This is a genomic window from Hoylesella enoeca JCM 12259 (assembly GCF_000613405.1).
Taxonomy (GTDB): domain Bacteria; phylum Bacteroidota; class Bacteroidia; order Bacteroidales; family Bacteroidaceae; genus Prevotella; species Prevotella enoeca.
Genome location: NZ_BAIX01000010.1, coordinates 26,115 through 43,614, shown reverse-complemented (window position 1 = coordinate 43,614; position 17,500 = coordinate 26,115). Strand labels below are relative to the sequence as shown.

Annotated in this window: 17 protein-coding genes; 2 read left to right on the top strand and 15 right to left on the bottom strand. The window is 48.0% G+C overall.

Annotation, left to right across the window (positions count from 1 at the left end):
• From JCM12259_RS04990 to JCM12259_RS15770, 9 genes are all read right to left on the bottom strand, one after another.
• The gene (locus JCM12259_RS04990; RefSeq protein WP_025065642.1) at positions 1-1,422 is read right to left on the bottom strand and encodes a L,D-transpeptidase family protein; all 1,422 of its coding nucleotides are present in this window, start codon (positions 1,420-1,422) and stop codon (positions 1-3) included.
• 135 nt (positions 1,423-1,557) lie between these two features.
• Positions 1,558-1,800 (bottom strand): T9SS type A sorting domain-containing protein, encoded by a 243-nt coding sequence (locus JCM12259_RS04985; RefSeq protein ID WP_309546406.1) that lies wholly within the window; start codon positions 1,798-1,800, stop codon positions 1,558-1,560.
• Positions 1,801-2,218: 418 nt separating this feature from the next.
• A complete protein-coding gene (locus JCM12259_RS04980; protein WP_025065640.1) occupies positions 2,219-3,346 on the bottom strand; it encodes an HU family DNA-binding protein in 1,128 nt (375 codons plus the stop codon).
• The gene (locus JCM12259_RS04975) at positions 3,324-3,617 is read right to left on the bottom strand and encodes an HU family DNA-binding protein (RefSeq protein WP_025065639.1); all 294 of its coding nucleotides are present in this window, start codon (positions 3,615-3,617) and stop codon (positions 3,324-3,326) included. Before JCM12259_RS04975 ends, JCM12259_RS04980 begins: the two co-directional genes overlap by 23 nt.
• Positions 3,614-4,909: a 30S ribosomal protein S12 methylthiotransferase RimO gene (gene rimO, locus JCM12259_RS04970; RefSeq protein WP_025065638.1), complete on the bottom strand. Its 1,296-nt coding sequence runs from the start codon at positions 4,907-4,909 to the stop codon at positions 3,614-3,616. The genes JCM12259_RS04975 and rimO overlap by 4 nt, the downstream gene beginning before the upstream one ends.
• Entirely contained in the window at positions 4,906-5,862 is a 957-nt protein-coding gene (gene ftsY / locus JCM12259_RS04965) for a signal recognition particle-docking protein FtsY (protein WP_025065637.1), read from the bottom strand. The genes rimO and ftsY overlap by 4 nt, the downstream gene beginning before the upstream one ends.
• A gap of 131 nt (positions 5,863-5,993) precedes the next feature.
• Entirely contained in the window at positions 5,994-6,926 is a 933-nt protein-coding gene (locus JCM12259_RS04960; protein ID WP_036888554.1) for a glycosyltransferase, read from the bottom strand.
• On the bottom strand, positions 6,899-7,312 hold the full coding sequence (locus tag JCM12259_RS15775) for a hypothetical protein (RefSeq protein WP_051559172.1): 414 nt from the start codon (positions 7,310-7,312) through the stop codon (positions 6,899-6,901). The genes JCM12259_RS04960 and JCM12259_RS15775 overlap by 28 nt, the downstream gene beginning before the upstream one ends.
• Positions 7,249-7,824: a glycosyltransferase family 2 protein gene (locus JCM12259_RS15770; RefSeq protein WP_051559169.1), complete on the bottom strand. Its 576-nt coding sequence runs from the start codon at positions 7,822-7,824 to the stop codon at positions 7,249-7,251. Before JCM12259_RS15770 ends, JCM12259_RS15775 begins: the two co-directional genes overlap by 64 nt.
• A 62-nt stretch (positions 7,825-7,886) precedes the next feature.
• On the opposite strand from JCM12259_RS15770, the gene JCM12259_RS13905 reads away from it, so the two are divergent.
• Positions 7,887-9,011 carry an oligosaccharide flippase family protein gene (locus tag JCM12259_RS13905; protein ID WP_309546405.1) on the top strand — a complete coding sequence of 375 codons (1,125 nt, stop codon included), beginning with the start codon at positions 7,887-7,889 and terminating at the stop codon, positions 9,009-9,011.
• The gene (locus tag JCM12259_RS17610) at positions 8,975-9,352 is read left to right on the top strand and encodes a hypothetical protein (RefSeq protein ID WP_309546404.1); all 378 of its coding nucleotides are present in this window, start codon (positions 8,975-8,977) and stop codon (positions 9,350-9,352) included. Before JCM12259_RS13905 ends, JCM12259_RS17610 begins: the two co-directional genes overlap by 37 nt.
• A 113-nt stretch (positions 9,353-9,465) precedes the next feature.
• Here the strand turns inward: JCM12259_RS17610 and JCM12259_RS04945 are convergent, their stop codons facing one another.
• The 6 genes from JCM12259_RS04945 to JCM12259_RS04915 all read right to left on the bottom strand — a co-directional run bounded on the left by JCM12259_RS04945 (position 9,466) and on the right by JCM12259_RS04915 (position 17,499).
• A complete protein-coding gene (locus tag JCM12259_RS04945) occupies positions 9,466-9,897 on the bottom strand; it encodes a BT0820 family HAD-type phosphatase (protein ID WP_025065635.1) in 432 nt (143 codons plus the stop codon).
• A gap of 40 nt (positions 9,898-9,937) precedes the next feature.
• On the bottom strand, positions 9,938-12,433 hold the full coding sequence (locus tag JCM12259_RS04940; RefSeq protein ID WP_025065634.1) for a GumC family protein: 2,496 nt from the start codon (positions 12,431-12,433) through the stop codon (positions 9,938-9,940).
• 48 nt (positions 12,434-12,481) lie between these two features.
• Positions 12,482-13,357, bottom strand: a complete 876-nt coding sequence (gene rfbA / locus JCM12259_RS04935) for a glucose-1-phosphate thymidylyltransferase RfbA (RefSeq protein ID WP_025065633.1) — start codon at positions 13,355-13,357, stop codon at positions 12,482-12,484.
• 646 nt (positions 13,358-14,003) lie between these two features.
• The gene (locus JCM12259_RS04930) at positions 14,004-15,617 is read right to left on the bottom strand and encodes an Lcl C-terminal domain-containing protein (protein WP_234396550.1); all 1,614 of its coding nucleotides are present in this window, start codon (positions 15,615-15,617) and stop codon (positions 14,004-14,006) included.
• 40 nt (positions 15,618-15,657) lie between these two features.
• Positions 15,658-15,879 carry a hypothetical protein gene (locus JCM12259_RS04925; RefSeq protein ID WP_025065631.1) on the bottom strand — a complete coding sequence of 74 codons (222 nt, stop codon included), beginning with the start codon at positions 15,877-15,879 and terminating at the stop codon, positions 15,658-15,660.
• A 462-nt stretch (positions 15,880-16,341) separates the two neighbouring features.
• Complete coding sequence (locus JCM12259_RS04915) at positions 16,342-17,499, bottom strand: DUF6057 family protein (RefSeq protein WP_025065630.1); 1,158 nt, start codon at positions 17,497-17,499, stop codon at positions 16,342-16,344.
• Position 17,500: the final 1 nt, after the last annotated feature.

The window sequence follows — 17,500 nt, the reverse complement described above, 5'->3', positions numbered from 1 at the left end:
CTATCTATAATTGCGCAAATGATCATAGATCACACGATCAAATCCATACACATCATGAAATTCTTGGAGTTCACCTTGCGGCGACGGATAGATCGTGTAATAAGTTATAAACAGCGGTACAGGCCTTTTCAGCGGTATATTGCTAATTAGTCGAGAGCGATCCAGAAGCGTTTCGGACTCTTCTCCAACACCTTTTGCCGACTTATGTCCGATGCCACTGACGTCTGCTTCCATCGAATAACGAATCTTATCAATAATCTTTGTGTCTTGATGTCCCAACAAAAAGACAGCCAACTCAAACGGTTTCTCTACACGAATGCAACCGTGAGAAACGCCGCGATCATTCTGCCGAAACACGTCTTTGGACGAAGTGTCGTGTAAGAAAACAGAGAAATTATTGTTGAAACGAAAGATGATGCGCCCCAACGAATTGCCTTCGCCACCCTCTTGAATCACCAAATAGTCCCTGCTTTGAAGCATGGCCGGTGTCACTCGGGATATATCAATACGTTTTCCTGTGCGACGCTCACGAACAAAAAAGCGCCGCTCTTCAAAATATCTCTTATCACCAGTGTGCCGAATAATGTCGCGTTCGATGATGCTCCGCGGTATAATCCATTGTGGGTTGACATCCATCCGATGAATAGAGCTGGTCAACAAAGGCGTTTTCGTATCCCAAGTACCGCATCCGATGCGCATAGACAGTGTGCTGTCACCATCTATTGCCAAGAGATGAAACGATGGAATGTTGACTATGACATATTTTGTGTGACGTTCGGGCATGTCATGCAGTCGCCATCGACTTCGCTCGATATTACACAAGAGTTTTTCTTTGTTTACACGCGACAGCTTTTTGTTGTTGAGCACGGCGATCAACCGATGATACAACTCATTGTGTGGTTGTATTTCTCTCAGATATTGCCCCACACTGTCTGCAATAATTTTGCGTAGCGCCGTGCGATAAAACCTCTGCCCGGGACGATCCATTCCAATGTCGAAGAGCCCACGATAAGTGACACCCAACGAATCTTGCTTGTAAACATCAAGTCTGTTGAAAACATACTGTGGATTAACAAAACCAAAGCGTTGCCCCATCACATAACGCAAATAAGCCTTGGTGAGATTGTATTCAAGACGCGCCAAAACCCTATTAATCGATTGCCCAACCTGCAATGTTCGCAATCTGTCGAGATCTTCTGCGATCTCTCGCACACGAAACTTTTCCCCGTTGAATCCCATTTTATCGACCTCACGGAGATAAGCAAGCAACGTATCTGCCTTGTGATCCACTCCATGGCGATCGATCCAGAGAAAAGGAAGATGGCGTAAGTAATAACTCTTGATTTTGAAATCAGCCGTCATCGAATCTCTGTCGGCAGCGGACAGCCTGCCGATAGCCGCCCGAATAAGTTGCGGATTCATCTCGAATCTCTCGGTTTGCAATCCCTCGTAAGCCGCTAAGGATAAGTCACGATTGGGATTCGGTTGCTTTTCGTGACATGAAACAAATAATGCAACCCCGAAAACAAGCAGACATCGGAAAATCTTCAAAACAAGCTATCGGATTGATATTTTACGAACCACTTTACCCACTTTCACGATATAGCAACCCCGCGGAAGATTGAGTTCATAATGCTTGTCGGCCCCGTCAATCTTAAAACTCAACACGCAGACACCTGCCAAATTATAGATGTTAAGCACTTCGCCGTTGGCTCCGGTAATATGTAAAGTCGATTCACTGACAGAAATAGTCAGCTCCTGAACCGAATTCTCTGTCCATTCAGAACCCAGCCCTGCCATTGTCATGGCAGGAGTTCCAACCCATAATGCAACACAAAACACTGCTATAAGTATATTTCTGATCATAGACGATGCACAATTGATTGTCTGCAAAGGTAGCACAAATCTGCGAAGTTGCCAAAGGAGTACCCAGCAAAAAATAGTCCGTCGGTGAGTTCCGACGGGCAAAAATTTGGAAAAATGAGGCATCGGGGGATCCCGACAGGCCGCCCGGAAGGAAAATGGGCTGTCGGGGAGTCCCGACGAGCAAAAAATTAGAAAAACAACGTTTCGGGATGCCCCGACGGGCCGCTCGGAAGAAAAATTGGCTGTCGGGATGTCCCGAAACCCCAAAAAATGGAAAAATGAAGCGTCGGGGGGGCCCGACGAGCAAAAAATTAGAAAAATGACGTTTCGGCCGCGGCCGAAACCTCAAAAGTTAGCGGGGAGAAAGACTGCGCTTGCGCTTCCGTTCCAACTTCGGAATGTTTATCTTTTGTCCCATTTGGAGATTTGTAACGCCGGGGTTGACGGCCTCGATATAACAATCCATTCCCGGCCCTAAATGGGTGCGACTGATTTCGCTCAGCGTCTGACCCGAACGAGCTTTAACGGTGGTGGCTATGCCGGTGATGCGATAGGCGCCGGTGCGGATTCGGATGTCTCGATTGTATTGGACAAGCATCGGATCTTCGGGTTCGGGTTGCGGCTGTTCTGGCTCCGGTGTCGGTTTCTGAATCTTTTGAGACGGAGCGGAGGGGGGACTTACCACGACTTTCGGTGCAGGTCGATGGCTGACCGCTTTTGGTGTGGAGGGGGCGACGATGGAGGACTGACTGCTTTCATTCACTTGATTTATCACGTAGAAGATGGTGGCGGCGCCCCCGATCACAAGCACGAAAAGACACGCCACCAATGTATAGATCAAGCGATGGCTGCGACGCAATTGTGACATTAATTCGTCTATCTGCCGATCTGGTTCGGGCGTGTTTTCGATGATTTCAGTTGTGGGTTCGGGCGTTGTTACGGGAATCGGTTCTTCGATCACAGGTTGCGGCTGCTCGATGATTACGGGAGCCGACTCTTCTGTGTCAGGCTCCGGAATGACCAATTCGGATGCCGTGTCTAACAAGGTCAATTCGCTCTTCGATAACTGATTTGGAATCGGTGTCTCTTGATACGATGTTGTTTCGATCGGCTCGGCCTGTGCTTCCGGCTCGGTAAATTCCACATCGTCACGCAAAGGCACGGTCTCGAATTGTGAAAACGGACGGTTTACCAAATCGCGCATAGATGTGTCGGGGGTGAACGAGATTCTGTCTCGTTCATTGATGAGGATTCGCTCGCCCGTATTTACATCAACGCTCTCACGCGAATTGATGGTTGTCACCTTAAAAGTGCCAAGACCTTTGATCTTCACTTGCTTGTCAGACTGCAAACCATCTGACAGCACATCGAAGATCTGGTTGATGAACTGCGTGGCATCATCTGCCGAAAGACCATGCTTCTCAGCGAGACTTGCTGCCAAATCGAGGATATTCCGCCTACTCATTCGTGTCTCCTCCATTCTTTAATCGAGCCTTAACCGAAGGAACCGGCTTGAAACACAGCACCAATTTAGGAGGGACCAACATGCGTTGTTGGGTTGCAGGATTGACAGCCACACGCTCTAAGCGTTTCTTCACTTCGAACGTGCCAAAGCCCGATACCAAAAGATTGTCTCCCTCGCCGAAGGTCTCGCCCATCTTGTCGATGAGCGTGCGCATTAATTTCTGCGTGTCGGCCTGTGTGTAACCGCAGCGCTGTGCCAGTTCTGTAATAAAGTCTTTGTTGTTCATACCACCTCCCCATATAAATCGAACTCTTCGCTTGCCGTGATCCTCACATCATAGAAGCATCCCCGACGCAGTGCGCGAGTTGCAGGAATCAAAACTTCGGGGTCTACTTCCGGTGAGCAGAACTCAGTTCGTCCGATATAATAGTCGCCCTCTTTGCGGTCGATGATCGTTTTCATCACTTGTCCCACTTTATCGGCCTCGATCTCTGCACTGATATCCTGCTGCAAGGCCATCAGGCGATCCAAGCGCTGTTGCTTCACGGCTTCGGGAATATCGTCTTCGAAATGTTGAGCACTGTATGTCCCCTCTTCTTCGGAATAGGTAAAAGCTCCCATCCGTTCGAACCGCGCCCAACGCACGAAGTCCATCAACTCTTCGAAGTCGGCTTCTGTCTCACCAGGAAATCCCACCAAGAGTGTTGTGCGCAGATGAATACCGGGCACAGCCTCACGGATCTTTTCAATAAGCGACACTGTCTCTGCCTTGCTCACATGCCGTTGCATCCGCTGTAAGACGTGATCCGAGATGTGTTGGAAAGCGATGTCTAAATACTTGCAGACATTCGGTCGCTCACGTATCACATTCAGCAGCTCTATGGGAAACTGATTGGGATAAGCATAATGCAACCGAATCCACTTCACGCCCTGAATGTCTGCGATACTATTGACAAGATCGGCAATATGGCGTTTGCCATCAATGTCGGCACCGTAGTAAGTCAATTCCTGCGCGATCACCTGAAACTCTTTCACGCCAATAGCCACCAACTCGCGCACTTCTTGCAGTATTTCTTCTTTGGGCCTGCTGTGATGTTTACCCACAATCAACGGGATTGCGCAATAAGCACAATGCCGATCGCAACCCTCGCTGATTTTCAGATAAGCATAATGCCGCGGTGTCGTGAGGCTTCGTCGACCGTCACACACAGCTACATCGGCCTTGCCCAGCTCTTGAAGCAATAATTTATAGTTGAATTTTCCATAGAATTTATCCACTTGCGGAATCTCTTGCTCTAACTCCTTTTGGTAGCGCTGCGACAAACAGCCCATTACATAGAGTCGATTCAGCCGGCCTTCTTCTTTGGCTTTCGCAAATTCCAAGATGGTGTTGATGCTTTCTTCTTTCGCACTCTCAATGAATCCGCATGTATTGATCACTGCGATCTCGCCCTGCGGCGACTTGCTGTCGTGTGTACACCGATAGCCATTGGCTTCGAACTGGCGCATCAGAAGTTCACTGTCGACAAGGTTTTTTGAACACCCCATCGTGATGATATCTACCTGATTCTTTCTCATCTAACGTTGAAAAGCGAGTCTACGAACTGCCGTTTGTTGAAGAGCTGAAGGTCTTCCATTCCCTCGCCCAATCCAATGTATTTCACTGGCACTTTTAGCTGGTCGCTGATCCCGATCACCACGCCGCCTTTGGCCGTACCATCGAGTTTCGTAATGGCCAGTGACGTGACCTGTGTCACAGCGGCAAATTGTTTGGCCTGCTCAAATGCGTTCTGACCTGTTGATCCGTCCAACACGAGCATAATCTCGTCGGGAGCTTCGGGCAACACCTTTTTCATCACGTCTTTGATCTTCTTCAACTCGTTCATCAGACCGATCTTATTGTGCAACCGTCCTGCTGTGTCGATCAACACCACATCAGCGCCGTTGGCCTTGGCTGAGCTTAGCGTATCGAAAGCCACTGAGGCCGGATCGCTACCCATCTGTTGCTTTACTACGGGTACTCCCACGCGCTCACCCCAGATGCTGATTTGCTCCACGGCTGCGGCCCTAAACGTGTCGGCCGCTCCTAAGAATACTTTCTTTCCGGCTTTCTTAAATTGATAGGCCAATTTGCCGATCGTGGTGGTCTTCCCCACGCCATTCACACCCACGACAAGAATCACATAGGGTTTGTGATCTGTGGGGAGATCCCAATTCTCGTTGTCTTCGCTATGGTTTTCGGCTAGCAGTGCTGCAATCTCGTCGCGCAGGATGCCGTTCAGCTCTCCTGTGGAGACATATTTGTCACGGGCCACGCGCTCCTCGATCCGACCGATGACTTTCAGCGTGGTCTCCACCCCCACATCGCTTGTGATCAGCACTTCCTCCAAATCGTCCAGCACGCTGTCATCCACTTTGGATTTACCGACAATCGCACGGCTCAGTTTATCGAAAACGCTTTGCTTGGTTTTCTCCAAGCCGCGGTCGAGTGTTTCTTTTTTGCTCTTATTAAAAAGTCCGAAAATACCCATAGTCCTTTTATTTCCCGCAAAGTTAGGGATAAAATACGAGAAAAGCAACTTTTTACTTCATCTCTTTATCGGAGCTTGGGACTGTCGATTATTGACAATTGATCGTTGATGGTTACTTTTATTTGATTCCTTTATCGGATAAAAGGCCTCAAAAGCATGGAGAGACGGCGAAACCACTTGTATTTTTGCGTATAGTTGCGATCGGGTAGCGGGAATAGCCCATGCTGATACAATCGATTGACGCAGGCTCTCACTTCTTTGGCCGAGCGAGTCTGTGTGATGACGTCATAGAGATAGTCCATTGTGAGCTGGGCTACGCGACGCTGCAAAGCCTCGCGATCGGCTTCCGGACCAGTCGAGGCTAATTCGCGGAGGCGCAGGATCACGCTCTCCTTGTCGTTGAGTCGCTGATCAGTGCGGTGCGTGTCACGATCCCGAATGATCGAACCTGCTCGCTTGCGATAGAAGTAAGCTTTGGCATCGGTAATGAACAAACGTTCTGTGCGTAGCAGAAGTTGTGGGGTGAATTCTTCGTCTTCGTGAACGATCCCCTCGCGAAACCTCAGTGTGGCCAATGTTTTTCGACGGATGATGTAGTGCCACACCGCCGACTTGATATTGTTGCGCCGCATATAGAGGTTACCTTCAATCGGCCCCTCAAAAGCGTAAGGTACTTCATTCGTATTGCAGTCGGTCGAATCAAATAGCACAACGTCTGGATCGTGATAACGCACGATGTCGAGACAATGTTCATAGGGGGCTTGAATCAGATAGTCGTCGGCATCGACAAATTGTAGATATTCGCCAGTGGATGCACGGATGCCGATGTTCCGGGCGGCACTCAAGCCGGCGTTGCTTTGACGTATATATATAATATGGTCATGATAGAGGGTCAGCTCATTCATCGGACAAACATCAGAACCATCGTCGACAATGATGATTTCCCGCTCTGCACTGCGCAAGGACAAGGCTAAGATACTGTCAATACATGTGCGGAGCATCTCGATCGGGATATTGTAGAAAGGAATGATAAAACTTATTTTCTTCGTGGATAGAGCTTGCATAATGCGGTTTCTCCTATGGTTTTGATGATGAATGCTTTGAGTTTGGTGGATAGCGAGACGCTTCTGTCCAGAAACACACCGATAGGGATGTGAACCCGCGGCAGCGAGATGTCGGTCTTGCCTCTGCGGTAGAGATCCAATCGGATATTGACTAAATGCAGGTAATGAATGGCTCGGTCCTTGGACGATATCGTTGTCGGAATGTAGCGCCGTATGGCATCAAGGTTGGCAGTGAGCAACTGTTCCAGTTCTCGGACGCCGGCACTGGCCGTGATGCTATTGGGCGTTGCAACATAATAATAGAGCCCCTGTCCTATTGTGGCTATACCTCGTGATAAGCTAAGCAGGCGGGCTGTTGTGATGAGATCTTCGAAGACCTGATCCACAGGGAAGCGGATACCCCTAAACAGTTCGGCCGGAAGACCTTGTTGCAGACATAGCTGTGGAGATAGCCTCGATGTGCAAACCAATAGCGAGCCATGTCGTGTACTTCCTCGTCTTGAAAGGTCAGCAAGTGCTGTCGGGTGCCACCGTAGTGCACAAGCATGGGATATTCAAAAATGTCGCACGAGGAATGCTGCTTGACAGCATCCATCACTGCTCGCAACGTATCGGAACCGATGTAATCGTCGGCATCAACAAACGTGACGAATCGGCCCTTGATACTATCCAATCCTGTATTCCGGGCCGAACTGAGCCCACCGTTTGCCTGGTGAATCACGCGGACACGATTGTCACTCCGTGACAACTCATCGCAAAGCACGGCACTGCCATCCGTCGACCCATCGTCGACAAGTATGATTTCATCATCTGTATACGACTGTTCGAGCACACTCTCCACGCACCTGCGCAGGGTTTGTTCGGCATTATAAACAGGTATGATAATACTGAGTTCCATCGTTCCGCAGACAAAGTTACGGCAAAAAGGCAATAAAGCAAGCAATTCGTCGTTTTTATTCCGTGAAACAGACAGAGAACGGCTATGTGCATATCTTGAAATACACCGGTGTCTTCGGTGGTGCACAAGGCGTGTGCATATTGTTGGGTGTCATCCGAAACAAACTCGTGGCACTGCTTCTCGGACCGCAAGGTATGGGGCTGATCTCACTTTTCAACGCCACGATCACCTTCCTTGCCAATGCCACGAATCTCGGTCTGTCAATGAGCGCCGTGAGAGAGGTGTCTGAGGCTTATGCATCCGGCGATGAGGAACGCCTCGACCATTCTATCCGCATGCTGCGCGTCTGGGGACTGCTCACGGCCATCTTGGGGATGCTGATCTGTCTCTTATTGAGTCCGTTGCTGGACAGATTCACATTCACTTGGGGCAACCATACAATTCATTTCATTTTCTTAGCACCCGCAGTCGGATTGATGACCCTTGCGACCTGCGAGTTAGCCGTGCTCAAAGGCGTGCGACAATTGCGCCGATTGGCTTTGCTATCGGTCTATAACGTGGTGGGCGCACTGCTGACCACAATCCCGCTGTATTACGTCTGGGGCGAGTCGGCTATCGTGCCGTCGTTGTGTGTCATGGCGTTGTTGCAACTGGCTTTGACCGTGAACTATTCTTATCGCCTCTATCCCTTGCGCTTGTCGGGAATGAGGCATCTCCTGACCGAAGGTGCGAACATGATCAGATTGGGAGGAGCCTTTGTGATCGCCGGGATGTTGGGCAGCGGAGCCGATTTCCTGATACGTTCTTATCTGAATCGATCCGGTTCGCTGGAAGCAGTCGGCCTTTATCATGCAGGTATGATGATGATGACGACTTATGCGGGTATCGTATTGACGACGATGGAGACAGATTATTTTCCACGCTTGTCGGCCGTGACGACTATCAGACAAGAACTCAACCGGACAGTGAACCGACAAATCGAAGTCTCACTGCTGGTGATTTCTCCGATGTTGCTGGGACTTCTCATCTCATTGCCCGTGATGCTACCTCTATTGTATAGCGGCCGATTTATGCCGGTCCTGGGAATGATGCAGGTGCTGACAGCTGCCTTTTGGATTAGGGCGGCAAAACTCCCAATCGCCTACCTGCCTTGGCCAAGGGCGAGGCAAAGGCTTATCTGCTTTTAGAAAGTATTTCTTATATCTTGCTCGTGCCCCTTGTGGCCGTCGGTTATGAACAAGGTGGACTCACGGGGGCGGGCATAGCGGTCATGCTGGCAGAATTGGCCGACTTCGGGATCGTTGCCTTTTACGCAAGGCATCGCTATCAATTCGGTTTGTCTCGCCATGTCCGGAAGAGTGTTTGGGTGCAGCTTCCTTGCCTGATCGGCACCTATGCTGTCGTCTTATGGACTGAGGGGTGGGCGTATTGGATTTGTGGTGCATTGTCGACCGTGATCAGTTCACTCCTCTCGGCGTATGTGTTGCGACACAGAGCCGGTTCGACGACTCCCTATGGGGGAAAATGAGAAGTCCTATACTTGTGCGCGACAAGTATAGGACCAGTGGGTATCCACTATCATACTTCTCATTCGGTCTGCATAGAAGCCGAACGAAGACGGTATGGAAAGCTCGGTTTGTCTCAGAATGGCCACCAGGATTTTCTCTTGGGTAGGTTCTCTGTCTGTTCTATTCTGTGAAAAGATTCTTGCAAGATGCTTTGGAATGTCTTATGCTCGTTGATCATCTGATACATCATACCCCAATCCATCAGCCCTCCGATGTTGCGATCATCGATAAAGATGTCGGCTTTGATCTTTCTAGAGAAGTGGTTGTTCTTCTCAGCTTCCTCTTCGGGGTAATCACGATTAATGGCATAAAACTCCACGCCACGCTCGCGACACCAATTTACGGCATCCTCTAATAGCTTCCCTTCGCGCACACTCCACAGGATCAGTTGGTGATGGTCGTGGATTAGCATCTTCAATGTTTCCGTTGCAAAGGGGATCTCATTCCCGATCTGCGGGTATCTGTGCTCGACAATAGTGCCGTCGAAATCTACTGCTATGATCATGTTTTGTCTGCTTGTGTTGCAATACCCCAATCAAGCACAATTAATGCTTGATGGAAGTATCGTTTTTGTCTCCGTAATAAGTGTTGTGCTTACTGCCGTAGGAACCGTAACCATAAGAGGCATAGCTTCCGTATTTGCCGTAATGACCGTATCGACCGTATTTGCCATAGTTCCCATAACCGTAATAATAGCGGTGCTTCTTCTTAGACATATCGATACCGTTAATAACAACGCACATCTTGGGCAACTTCTTTTCTTCGTTCAGCTCATTGATCAGATCGAAACTCTCCTTGGGAGTGTAATCAGCACGGCAGAGATATACCGTGACGTCGGCTACACGACCGATTTGCAGGGTATCGGTGACGAGTCCAACCGGTGCTGTGTCTATGATGATGTAGTCATAGTTTTCTTTGAGCAAGTCGATAATATGGTCCAAAGACTTGCGGGCCACCAATTCCGCAGGGTTAGGAGGAATGGTTCCTGCCATCAGCAAATCTAAGTTGTTGTTGATTCCCGAAGGAAGAATCTGTGCTCTCAAATCATCCATTGTCGGATTCTCACGTATGAGTAATGAGGTGATACCATGCTGACGGTCATTAATCTCAAACAGTTCGGCGAGCCTTGGCTTACGAATGTCTAAGCCGACAAGAACGACTTTCTTGCCTAAGAGCGCAAAACTGATAGACAGATTGGCTGCATTAAACGTCTTACCTTCTCCGGAAGTGGTCGAGGTGAACATAATGACCTTTTCGTCTCCTTTAAGAATGAACTGCAAGTTGGTTCGCATCGAACGGAAGATTTCTTCCATTTGGTTGTTCTGATTTTCATGCACAACGATGCTGGCCTTGGTCTTGGCTGTTTCGCTGGCCACTGCCACATCAGCCAGGATGGGTAGGCGGGTCAGGTTGGCCACATCGCTGTGACTCTCAATCTTGTAATGGAAGAACCTGATCACCAATAGGATCAGCATTGGAATGGCAAGGCCCAAGACGATAGCTATAAGCAGGATCAAAGTGTTCTGGGGACTTACTTTACCCGAAAATTGTGGGTCGTCGATCAATCGTCCCTTATCGGCTGTCGCTGCCAGCGATATGGAGTTTTCCTCTCTTTTTTGGAGAAGCATCAGATACAGGCCGGATTTCACATCCTGTTGGCGACCGATCTGTGTGAGAATACGTTCTTGTTCGGGGGTTTGCGAGACCTGTCCGGAATATTTGTTGTATTGTGATGCAACGTTGCTCCGTTGGATCTCCATATTGCGCCGAGCCTGATTCATGGCCCGTTTGATGCTTGCAGAAAGGTCATCAAGTTGCGAGGTGAGCGGTTGTACGGCCGGACTCGACTCGGAAGCACTTCTTAACAGATGCTTTCGTTCCAGCACAATTTCATTGTATCGATTGATCAATTGGGTTGCGGAGGCATCGGTCAGTCCGACATTGGATGGGAGTGTCTGATATTTATTGTCGGGCTGATTCATGTAGCTGCTGATACTGTTCAGCAAGGACACCTGCGTGTTGGCATCGGACAGCTGCTGATCGAGTTGGCTCTGATTGGCAATGGCCTGTCCGGCATTCTCTTTCAGCTCTGTGATGTGGTGTGCTCTTTTATAGCTTTCGAGTTGTCCTTCTGTGCTTCCTAATTCGGCATTGATCTTTTCAAGTCGCCCGTTGATAAACTCCTCTGTCCGTCTAGCTACCTCATTCTTATCCTCATTGGCTTGACTGTTGTAGCAGATGACCAGTTGCTTTAAATAATCAACGGCACGTTGGGGAATAGGATCCATCAAGGTCAGTAGGGTAATGGTCGATGTCTTCTGAGGTAGACTGACATTGAGTCCTCCGGTGTAGCGATAAGCGACGCTGCTGGGAGCTGTGATGGTTGCATCGAAAGAACTGCCTATCGGCATGGAGATGTTCGAGTTTTTCGTAAAGCTGAGTATGCCCGAGCGCAAACCTATTGTGGCTGGCAATTGCGAGAGAGTCTTATCTATCGCAATGGGGGTGCTATAGTCTCCTTCTTGATAATAAACGCCCGTAATATGATAGCCTTGTCTGGTGCGCGTGATGTTCAATTCGATCGGCCTATTGATTCGTTCAAGATGAGCTGGGTCGATATCCACGTTGATGGGATTGTTTTTGTACATCGGTATATCCTTGATTCTTCCCTGTCCTTTATAGCTGACATATAGTTTAAGATCTCTGACGCTCTGCGTGGCGATCGAATGGGACTTCAATATCTCCATCTCATTGTCGAGACCGGTGGAATTGGATATAATGCCTAAGTTTGCCATTCCCTGGATGCTATTGCGACTATAGCGAGAACTGCTGTTTCCATCGTCCTTAATGAGAAGTTTAGCCGTAACCTGAAATACCGGAATCGTGTATCGCAAATACGCGGCAGCCAATCCTAAACAGATGATCAGTGATAAGATAAACCACTTCCAGTTTAGAATCAATATCGTATAAATTGTTTGGAAATCAAAGAGGAATCTTCCCTCTTTTGTCCTCTCTAATTCCTGTTTCGTATTTTCTTCCATTGTTATCGTTTTTGTTTATTGATCATTATCATTATCGGGCATGGCGACTCACTTCTCCGTGATGGACATTAAATATTGTCCGTAGCTGTTTTTCAGCATCGGTTTTGCCAATTCCCTGACTTGTGTTTTCGTGATCCAACCGTTATCCAAGGCAATTTCTTCAAGACACGCAACTTTCAATCCCTGTCTTTTTTCGATGACCTCGATGAAAGTACTGGCTTCGCTCAGACTGTCATGCGTTCCTGTGTCCAACCAAGCAAAACCGCGTTGTAAGGTCTGCACCATTAATTGTCGACGATGCAGAAACTCCTGGTTCACAGTGGTGATTTCCAGTTCTCCTCTTGCACTGGGCTTAATCTGTTTGGCTATTTCCACAACATCATTCGGATAAAAATATAAGCCCACCACAGCATAATTGCTCTTAGGTAGTGTCGGCTTCTCTTCGATGCTAATGCAATTGCCGGCTTGATCAAACTCAGCCACACCATATCTCTCGGGGTCGTTCACATAATAGCCGAAAACAGTGGCTTTCTTACGTTGTTCTGCCTCTTCCACACTGCATTTCAACAGCTGCGTAAAGCCGGCACCATAAAAGATATTATCTCCCAAAATGAGGCAGACACTATCATTCCCTATAAATTGCTCGCCGATGATAAAGGCCTGGGCTAAACCGTCTGGCGAGGGTTGCTCGGCATATTCAAAGTGCACTCCCAAATCTTCACCGCTACCCAATAATTTACGGAATCCGGGAAGATCAAAAGGGGTCGAGATAATCAATATATCTCGAATACCTGCAAGCATAAGAACCGAGATGGGATAATATATCATCGGCTTATCAAAAATGGGTATCAATTGCTTGCTGATACCTTTCGTAATAGGATAGAGGCGAGTTCCGGAGCCTCCTGCTAAGACAATACCTTTCATAATTTATACGTATGAATATGAATTCAAAATTCTCTTATTCGCGTGCAAAATTAGTAAAAAATAGATAAAGTCAAAACGTTTTGTAAGAAATAATACCCAAAAGCAACGCTTTACTTGCAGCAGAGACATAACCACCAGCAACTTTTTGCTCAAAAAGTGAGTAGAGCGTGGCGCGCTGGCATGAAATTGCTCGAAAAGTTGCTGGAGCGTCACGCTCCGCACTATTTTTGCTCAAAAAGTGAGTAGAGCGTGACGCGCTGGCGTGAAATCATGCAAAAAGTTGCTGGAGCGTCACGCTCCGCACTGTTTTTGCTCAAAAAGTGAACAGAGCGTGACGCTCTGGCGTGAGATCGTACAAAAAGTTAGCAGAGCGCCACGTTCTACTAACCTAATTTTCATACTATTACAAGTTTATTTTAAGTAAATAAATTATTACATCCTGAGGTTTTCCTTATCGTTATATCCGATATAATTTCGCGTCTTCCGCATCTTTTGAAATTTATATACGGTTCCGCGTAAATTTTTATTTGATAAAAATATTTTTATATACGGTTCCCCGTAAATTTCTAACCGTATATAAATTTACGGCAAACCGTATATAAATTTTCTTTCACCCCCATTCCTCGATTTTCGCAAGTCTTTCTCATCACAGTCCAACCTGCTTCCGCCAGGCGCTCTCCCAAATAGAAGGAAGAGGAAGAGAGTGAAATTCACTTGAACGTCTGCGCTCTATACCGTATGTGCGGCTGGCGTAGTGGTCTACATAGACGTTGCCACCGAAGAAGGACAGTCCGAACGCGTTGCTTTGGCTAAACGGATAAGCACTTGACGACCAGAAGTATCCGTTGTCACCAACATTGTCCAGCTGCCCAAAGTAGTAGCGGCCCAAAGCAGGCAGGTAAAAGAACTGGTTTGCTTCGGATGCAGAGGGGAGGGTCTGCGATACACTCCAACCGCTACCATTTCCATTTACTCGCCAGTCGTATCCATCCGGCGCCAGGTTGGTATCGAAGCCGCTGATAGATGCTTTTTTCTTGAACCATATACCGCCTTTATGCAAATGCCCCATGGTCGTCCAAAGTTCGTCTCCGTCCTTACGGGGACTTCCTTTCTGTGCATACCATACCATCTCGTTGACGTTGGGAAGAGTCTTGAAGAGAGTTGTCTGTGCATCGTTCCTTACACCGAAACCAGAATAACTATTGTTATAATAACGTGGGTCGCTGTTACTCTGGGGGTAGTTGTTGCTACTGTTGGTATTGAGTGTAGGCTGGCCGTCCGGGAGGTTCTTGGTCCATTCCCAACCATCCCAGTATTGCTTCTTGGCGTCCCACATGTAGTAATGATCGCCATCGTAGTCCTTGACGTCAAGGTTGGCTGCCATATCATAGTAGGTGTTCTTGGCGTAGTTGAAAGAACTCAGGTTTTTGGTGATCGTTCCCTCAACATTGGTTGCAACATCTTTTACCCAGTAACGTATTTTGAGGATATGCGTGCCTGGCTTGATGAGCATATAGGCACCATTGGTAGTTACGTTGGCGGAAGTTGTATTCAGAGGGAAACCGTTGTAGTTTGCACTACCATAGGTTGAGCTTTTTGTGGTAAGCACAATCTGCTTGCCTGTGCCAGTTCCTGTCAGTCCGTTGGTCGGATCGAGGGTATAAGTAGCGGCAATATCATTATCAGAGCTTACCTCTACCTTGGTCAGATAACAGTTTTTCAGAATCGTGTTGCTTGTGTAAGGCTGGAAGACGAGGATGGCTGCCTGATGGTCGAGCGTGAAGTTGAATGGTCCACGTCCTTTGGTGCCTGTTGCATCTGCTATACCGCAATCGCCTGATACGCCGAAATGAGCGGTGGTGTTCGGGGCTGTCTGCGTCTGTGTGGCGGGAATCGTTACTTGATCCTTGTTGCCATTCTTGCCGGGGTAATAAACCTTGTAAGACGTGTGATTCTTGAACTTGCCGGGGACCATAAATTTAAAATAGGCGGTCTTGGCCGTTGGAGTATTACTGCTTATCCGCCAGCCGCCGTCGTCGTCTTGCACGTAGATATGGTCGCCTGCCTCCCAATAGAATTTGCCACCGGTGTAATCCATCGAAGTGCGCGAGGTAGGTTCTGTGCCGGTTACGAACGTGGTCAAGTTCTTTTCTGTGCCGTTATCCGTTTCTGTATCTTTCTGCGTTACGTCGTCGTTGGCGCAGCTGGCTGTCAGCAGCAATCCTGCCACCAACAGCGTCCATGTTTTGATTGTCTTCATGTAATCTTTCATTTCTGTTTTACTTAATTAATAACTCTCTCTAATCCCAAAGGCTTCCCTCGCCCGCGGGGGTTGCGAGGCTTTCGTCCTCGTCTTCCTCGTCAAACCATCCTTGCTTGGCACTGCTCGGGCCTGTGCCGTGTTGGCCAGGATTGTGTTGGCTGGGGAACGAGGTGTCCATTAATTCATTGTGAACCTCCAAACGGATGGTCTCAACTGCGGGCTTCGCGTAAGCCCATCTCTCTAATTGTTTTCTGTTCATAATCGCTATGTTTTGAGTGAATAATTCATGAAAATTTCCCCCTTGCCGGGTTGGCAAAAGGGCATGAAAAAAGGAACAAAGGGACCTCCGAGAAGCCCTTTGTTTATTGGGATTTAGCCCACGCCTTACGCGCGCGCGTAAGATAAAGCTGTGAAGGTGTCTACGCCAGGTGCGATGTGTGTGTTAAGACTTTTTCCGAGATATGCAAATATAAAGCGTTAAAAGATGCAAGAGAATTGGTGCTCTTTTGCATGCCCTTATTGCCGCTGGTTATATTTGCTTGCTTAATCATCTCTTTAATTGTTCAGACCCCCATCCCCCTAACTTAGGGGGCGAAAGAGGCGAAGGCGAAGAATCGGCGGCAAAGGCAAGGAAACTTCTTGAAACGAGCAAAGAAAAAGCAAAAAATGTGTGAGGACACTCTAAATGGAATCTTCAAATGGGATATTCTGTGCAATGGATTTATCGGTCGGTTTGCCCGTATTGATAATAATACCAATAGGTGTTTCCGTAAATATCGCGGAGCTTTGTTCGACGAATCACTTTGTCTCTATTGGCGCGCTCCATATCTTGATAATCCTGGAAGTCTGCATCCATCACATTGTTGTGATAGATGATAGATGGGGCTGAATGCAAATGCGTGTAGAGCGTCAGGGCCTCACGATAATGCTTGGGAAGCGATCCTTTCACGTCATAATAACGTGGAAGAGAATGAACGAAAGAGTCAAGATCGCGATCAAGCAGGTAACCGCATAGGAGATAGTCGACTGCGGGACGCTTCAATAAATGATGCCGCTCGAGGAATCGTAAGTAGTCCATCGGCTTCATCGGTTGTTGGATTCGCAGGCCAAGATAGGTGTAAATCTTGTGCTCGGGATACATCAGTAGTCGTGCGTGATTGCCATGAGGAAGAAGGGCCGACGAACCACCCGCGAGTGGGTATTCGAAGAGTCGCTCTGCCAATAAGCCTTTTCGGGACAGCGAATAGATACGAATCATCGTGAGACTTGTATCTGTTGACAAGGCGTTTGAGCCTATGTTGACTGCCGTCGTATAATCATTCTTCATCAATGCTCGTTCTGCTTTCGCCCGATAATGAAACACATCGTTGCCTGCTCCGATCTGCCCAACTAAGAAAGACATGATGATCATTTGGAGCAGATTCACCCACAGCGTGCGCGAAAAGAAACCTTTCGATGTGTATCCATCCTGAGATAACTTCATTTGGTGGAATATCCACAAGATTCCGCCATGAAGAATCAACAGCAGGGGAAGCAACCAAAACCAAATGCCGAATGCGAAACGGTTATTGTAGTCGGGTCTGAGTTCTGTCAGAAACAGTAACAGAAGCAACGGAAAGAAATAGGTTTGTGCATACAGCAAACGCGGAAGACGGACCAAGGTAGCCATACCCCAATGTAATAAAAAGAGTACGAATGTAATCAAGACAGCGCCGATCGTTTGATTATAACAGGTTCGTCCGCCCGACAGTATGTGTTGTGCAACGGCCAAAACATCCGCCTGATAATAATAAAGGTAGGCAAATGAGAATGCCAAGAAAAAAATAGCACACATCACCCGAATGATAATGGCGCTATTTTTGATTGTAGGATCTGTCATG

Bases quoted from the DNA above. Each gene is read 5' to 3' on its own strand.
- JCM12259_RS04990 (WP_025065642.1), bottom strand. From the start codon at position 1,422: ATGAATCCGCAACTTATTCGGGCGGCTATCGGCAGGCTGTCCGCTGCC.
- JCM12259_RS04985 (WP_309546406.1), bottom strand. From the start codon at position 1,800: ATGGCAGGGCTGGGTTCTGAATGGACAGAGAATTCGGTTCAGGAGCTG.
- JCM12259_RS04980 (WP_025065640.1), bottom strand. From the start codon at position 3,346: ATGGAGGAGACACGAATGAGTAGGCGGAATATCCTCGATTTGGCAGCA.
- JCM12259_RS04975 (WP_025065639.1), bottom strand. From the start codon at position 3,617: ATGAACAACAAAGACTTTATTACAGAACTGGCACAGCGCTGCGGTTAC.
- rimO (WP_025065638.1), bottom strand. From the start codon at position 4,909: ATGAGAAAGAATCAGGTAGATATCATCACGATGGGGTGTTCAAAAAAC.
- ftsY (WP_025065637.1), bottom strand. From the start codon at position 5,862: ATGGGTATTTTCGGACTTTTTAATAAGAGCAAAAAAGAAACACTCGAC.
- JCM12259_RS04960 (WP_036888554.1), bottom strand. From the start codon at position 6,926: ATGCAAGCTCTATCCACGAAGAAAATAAGTTTTATCATTCCTTTCTAC.
- JCM12259_RS15770 (WP_051559169.1), bottom strand. From the start codon at position 7,824: ATGGAACTCAGTATTATCATACCTGTTTATAATGCCGAACAAACCCTG.
- JCM12259_RS04945 (WP_025065635.1), bottom strand. From the start codon at position 9,897: ATGATCATAGCAGTAGATTTCGACGGCACTATTGTCGAGCACAGATAC.
- JCM12259_RS04940 (WP_025065634.1), bottom strand. From the start codon at position 12,433: ATGGAAGAAAATACGAAACAGGAATTAGAGAGGACAAAAGAGGGAAGA.
- rfbA (WP_025065633.1), bottom strand. From the start codon at position 13,357: ATGAAAGGTATTGTCTTAGCAGGAGGCTCCGGAACTCGCCTCTATCCT.
- JCM12259_RS04930 (WP_234396550.1), bottom strand. From the start codon at position 15,617: ATGAAGACAATCAAAACATGGACGCTGTTGGTGGCAGGATTGCTGCTG.
- JCM12259_RS04925 (WP_025065631.1), bottom strand. From the start codon at position 15,879: ATGAACAGAAAACAATTAGAGAGATGGGCTTACGCGAAGCCCGCAGTT.
- JCM12259_RS04915 (WP_025065630.1), bottom strand. From the start codon at position 17,499: ATGACAGATCCTACAATCAAAAATAGCGCCATTATCATTCGGGTGATG.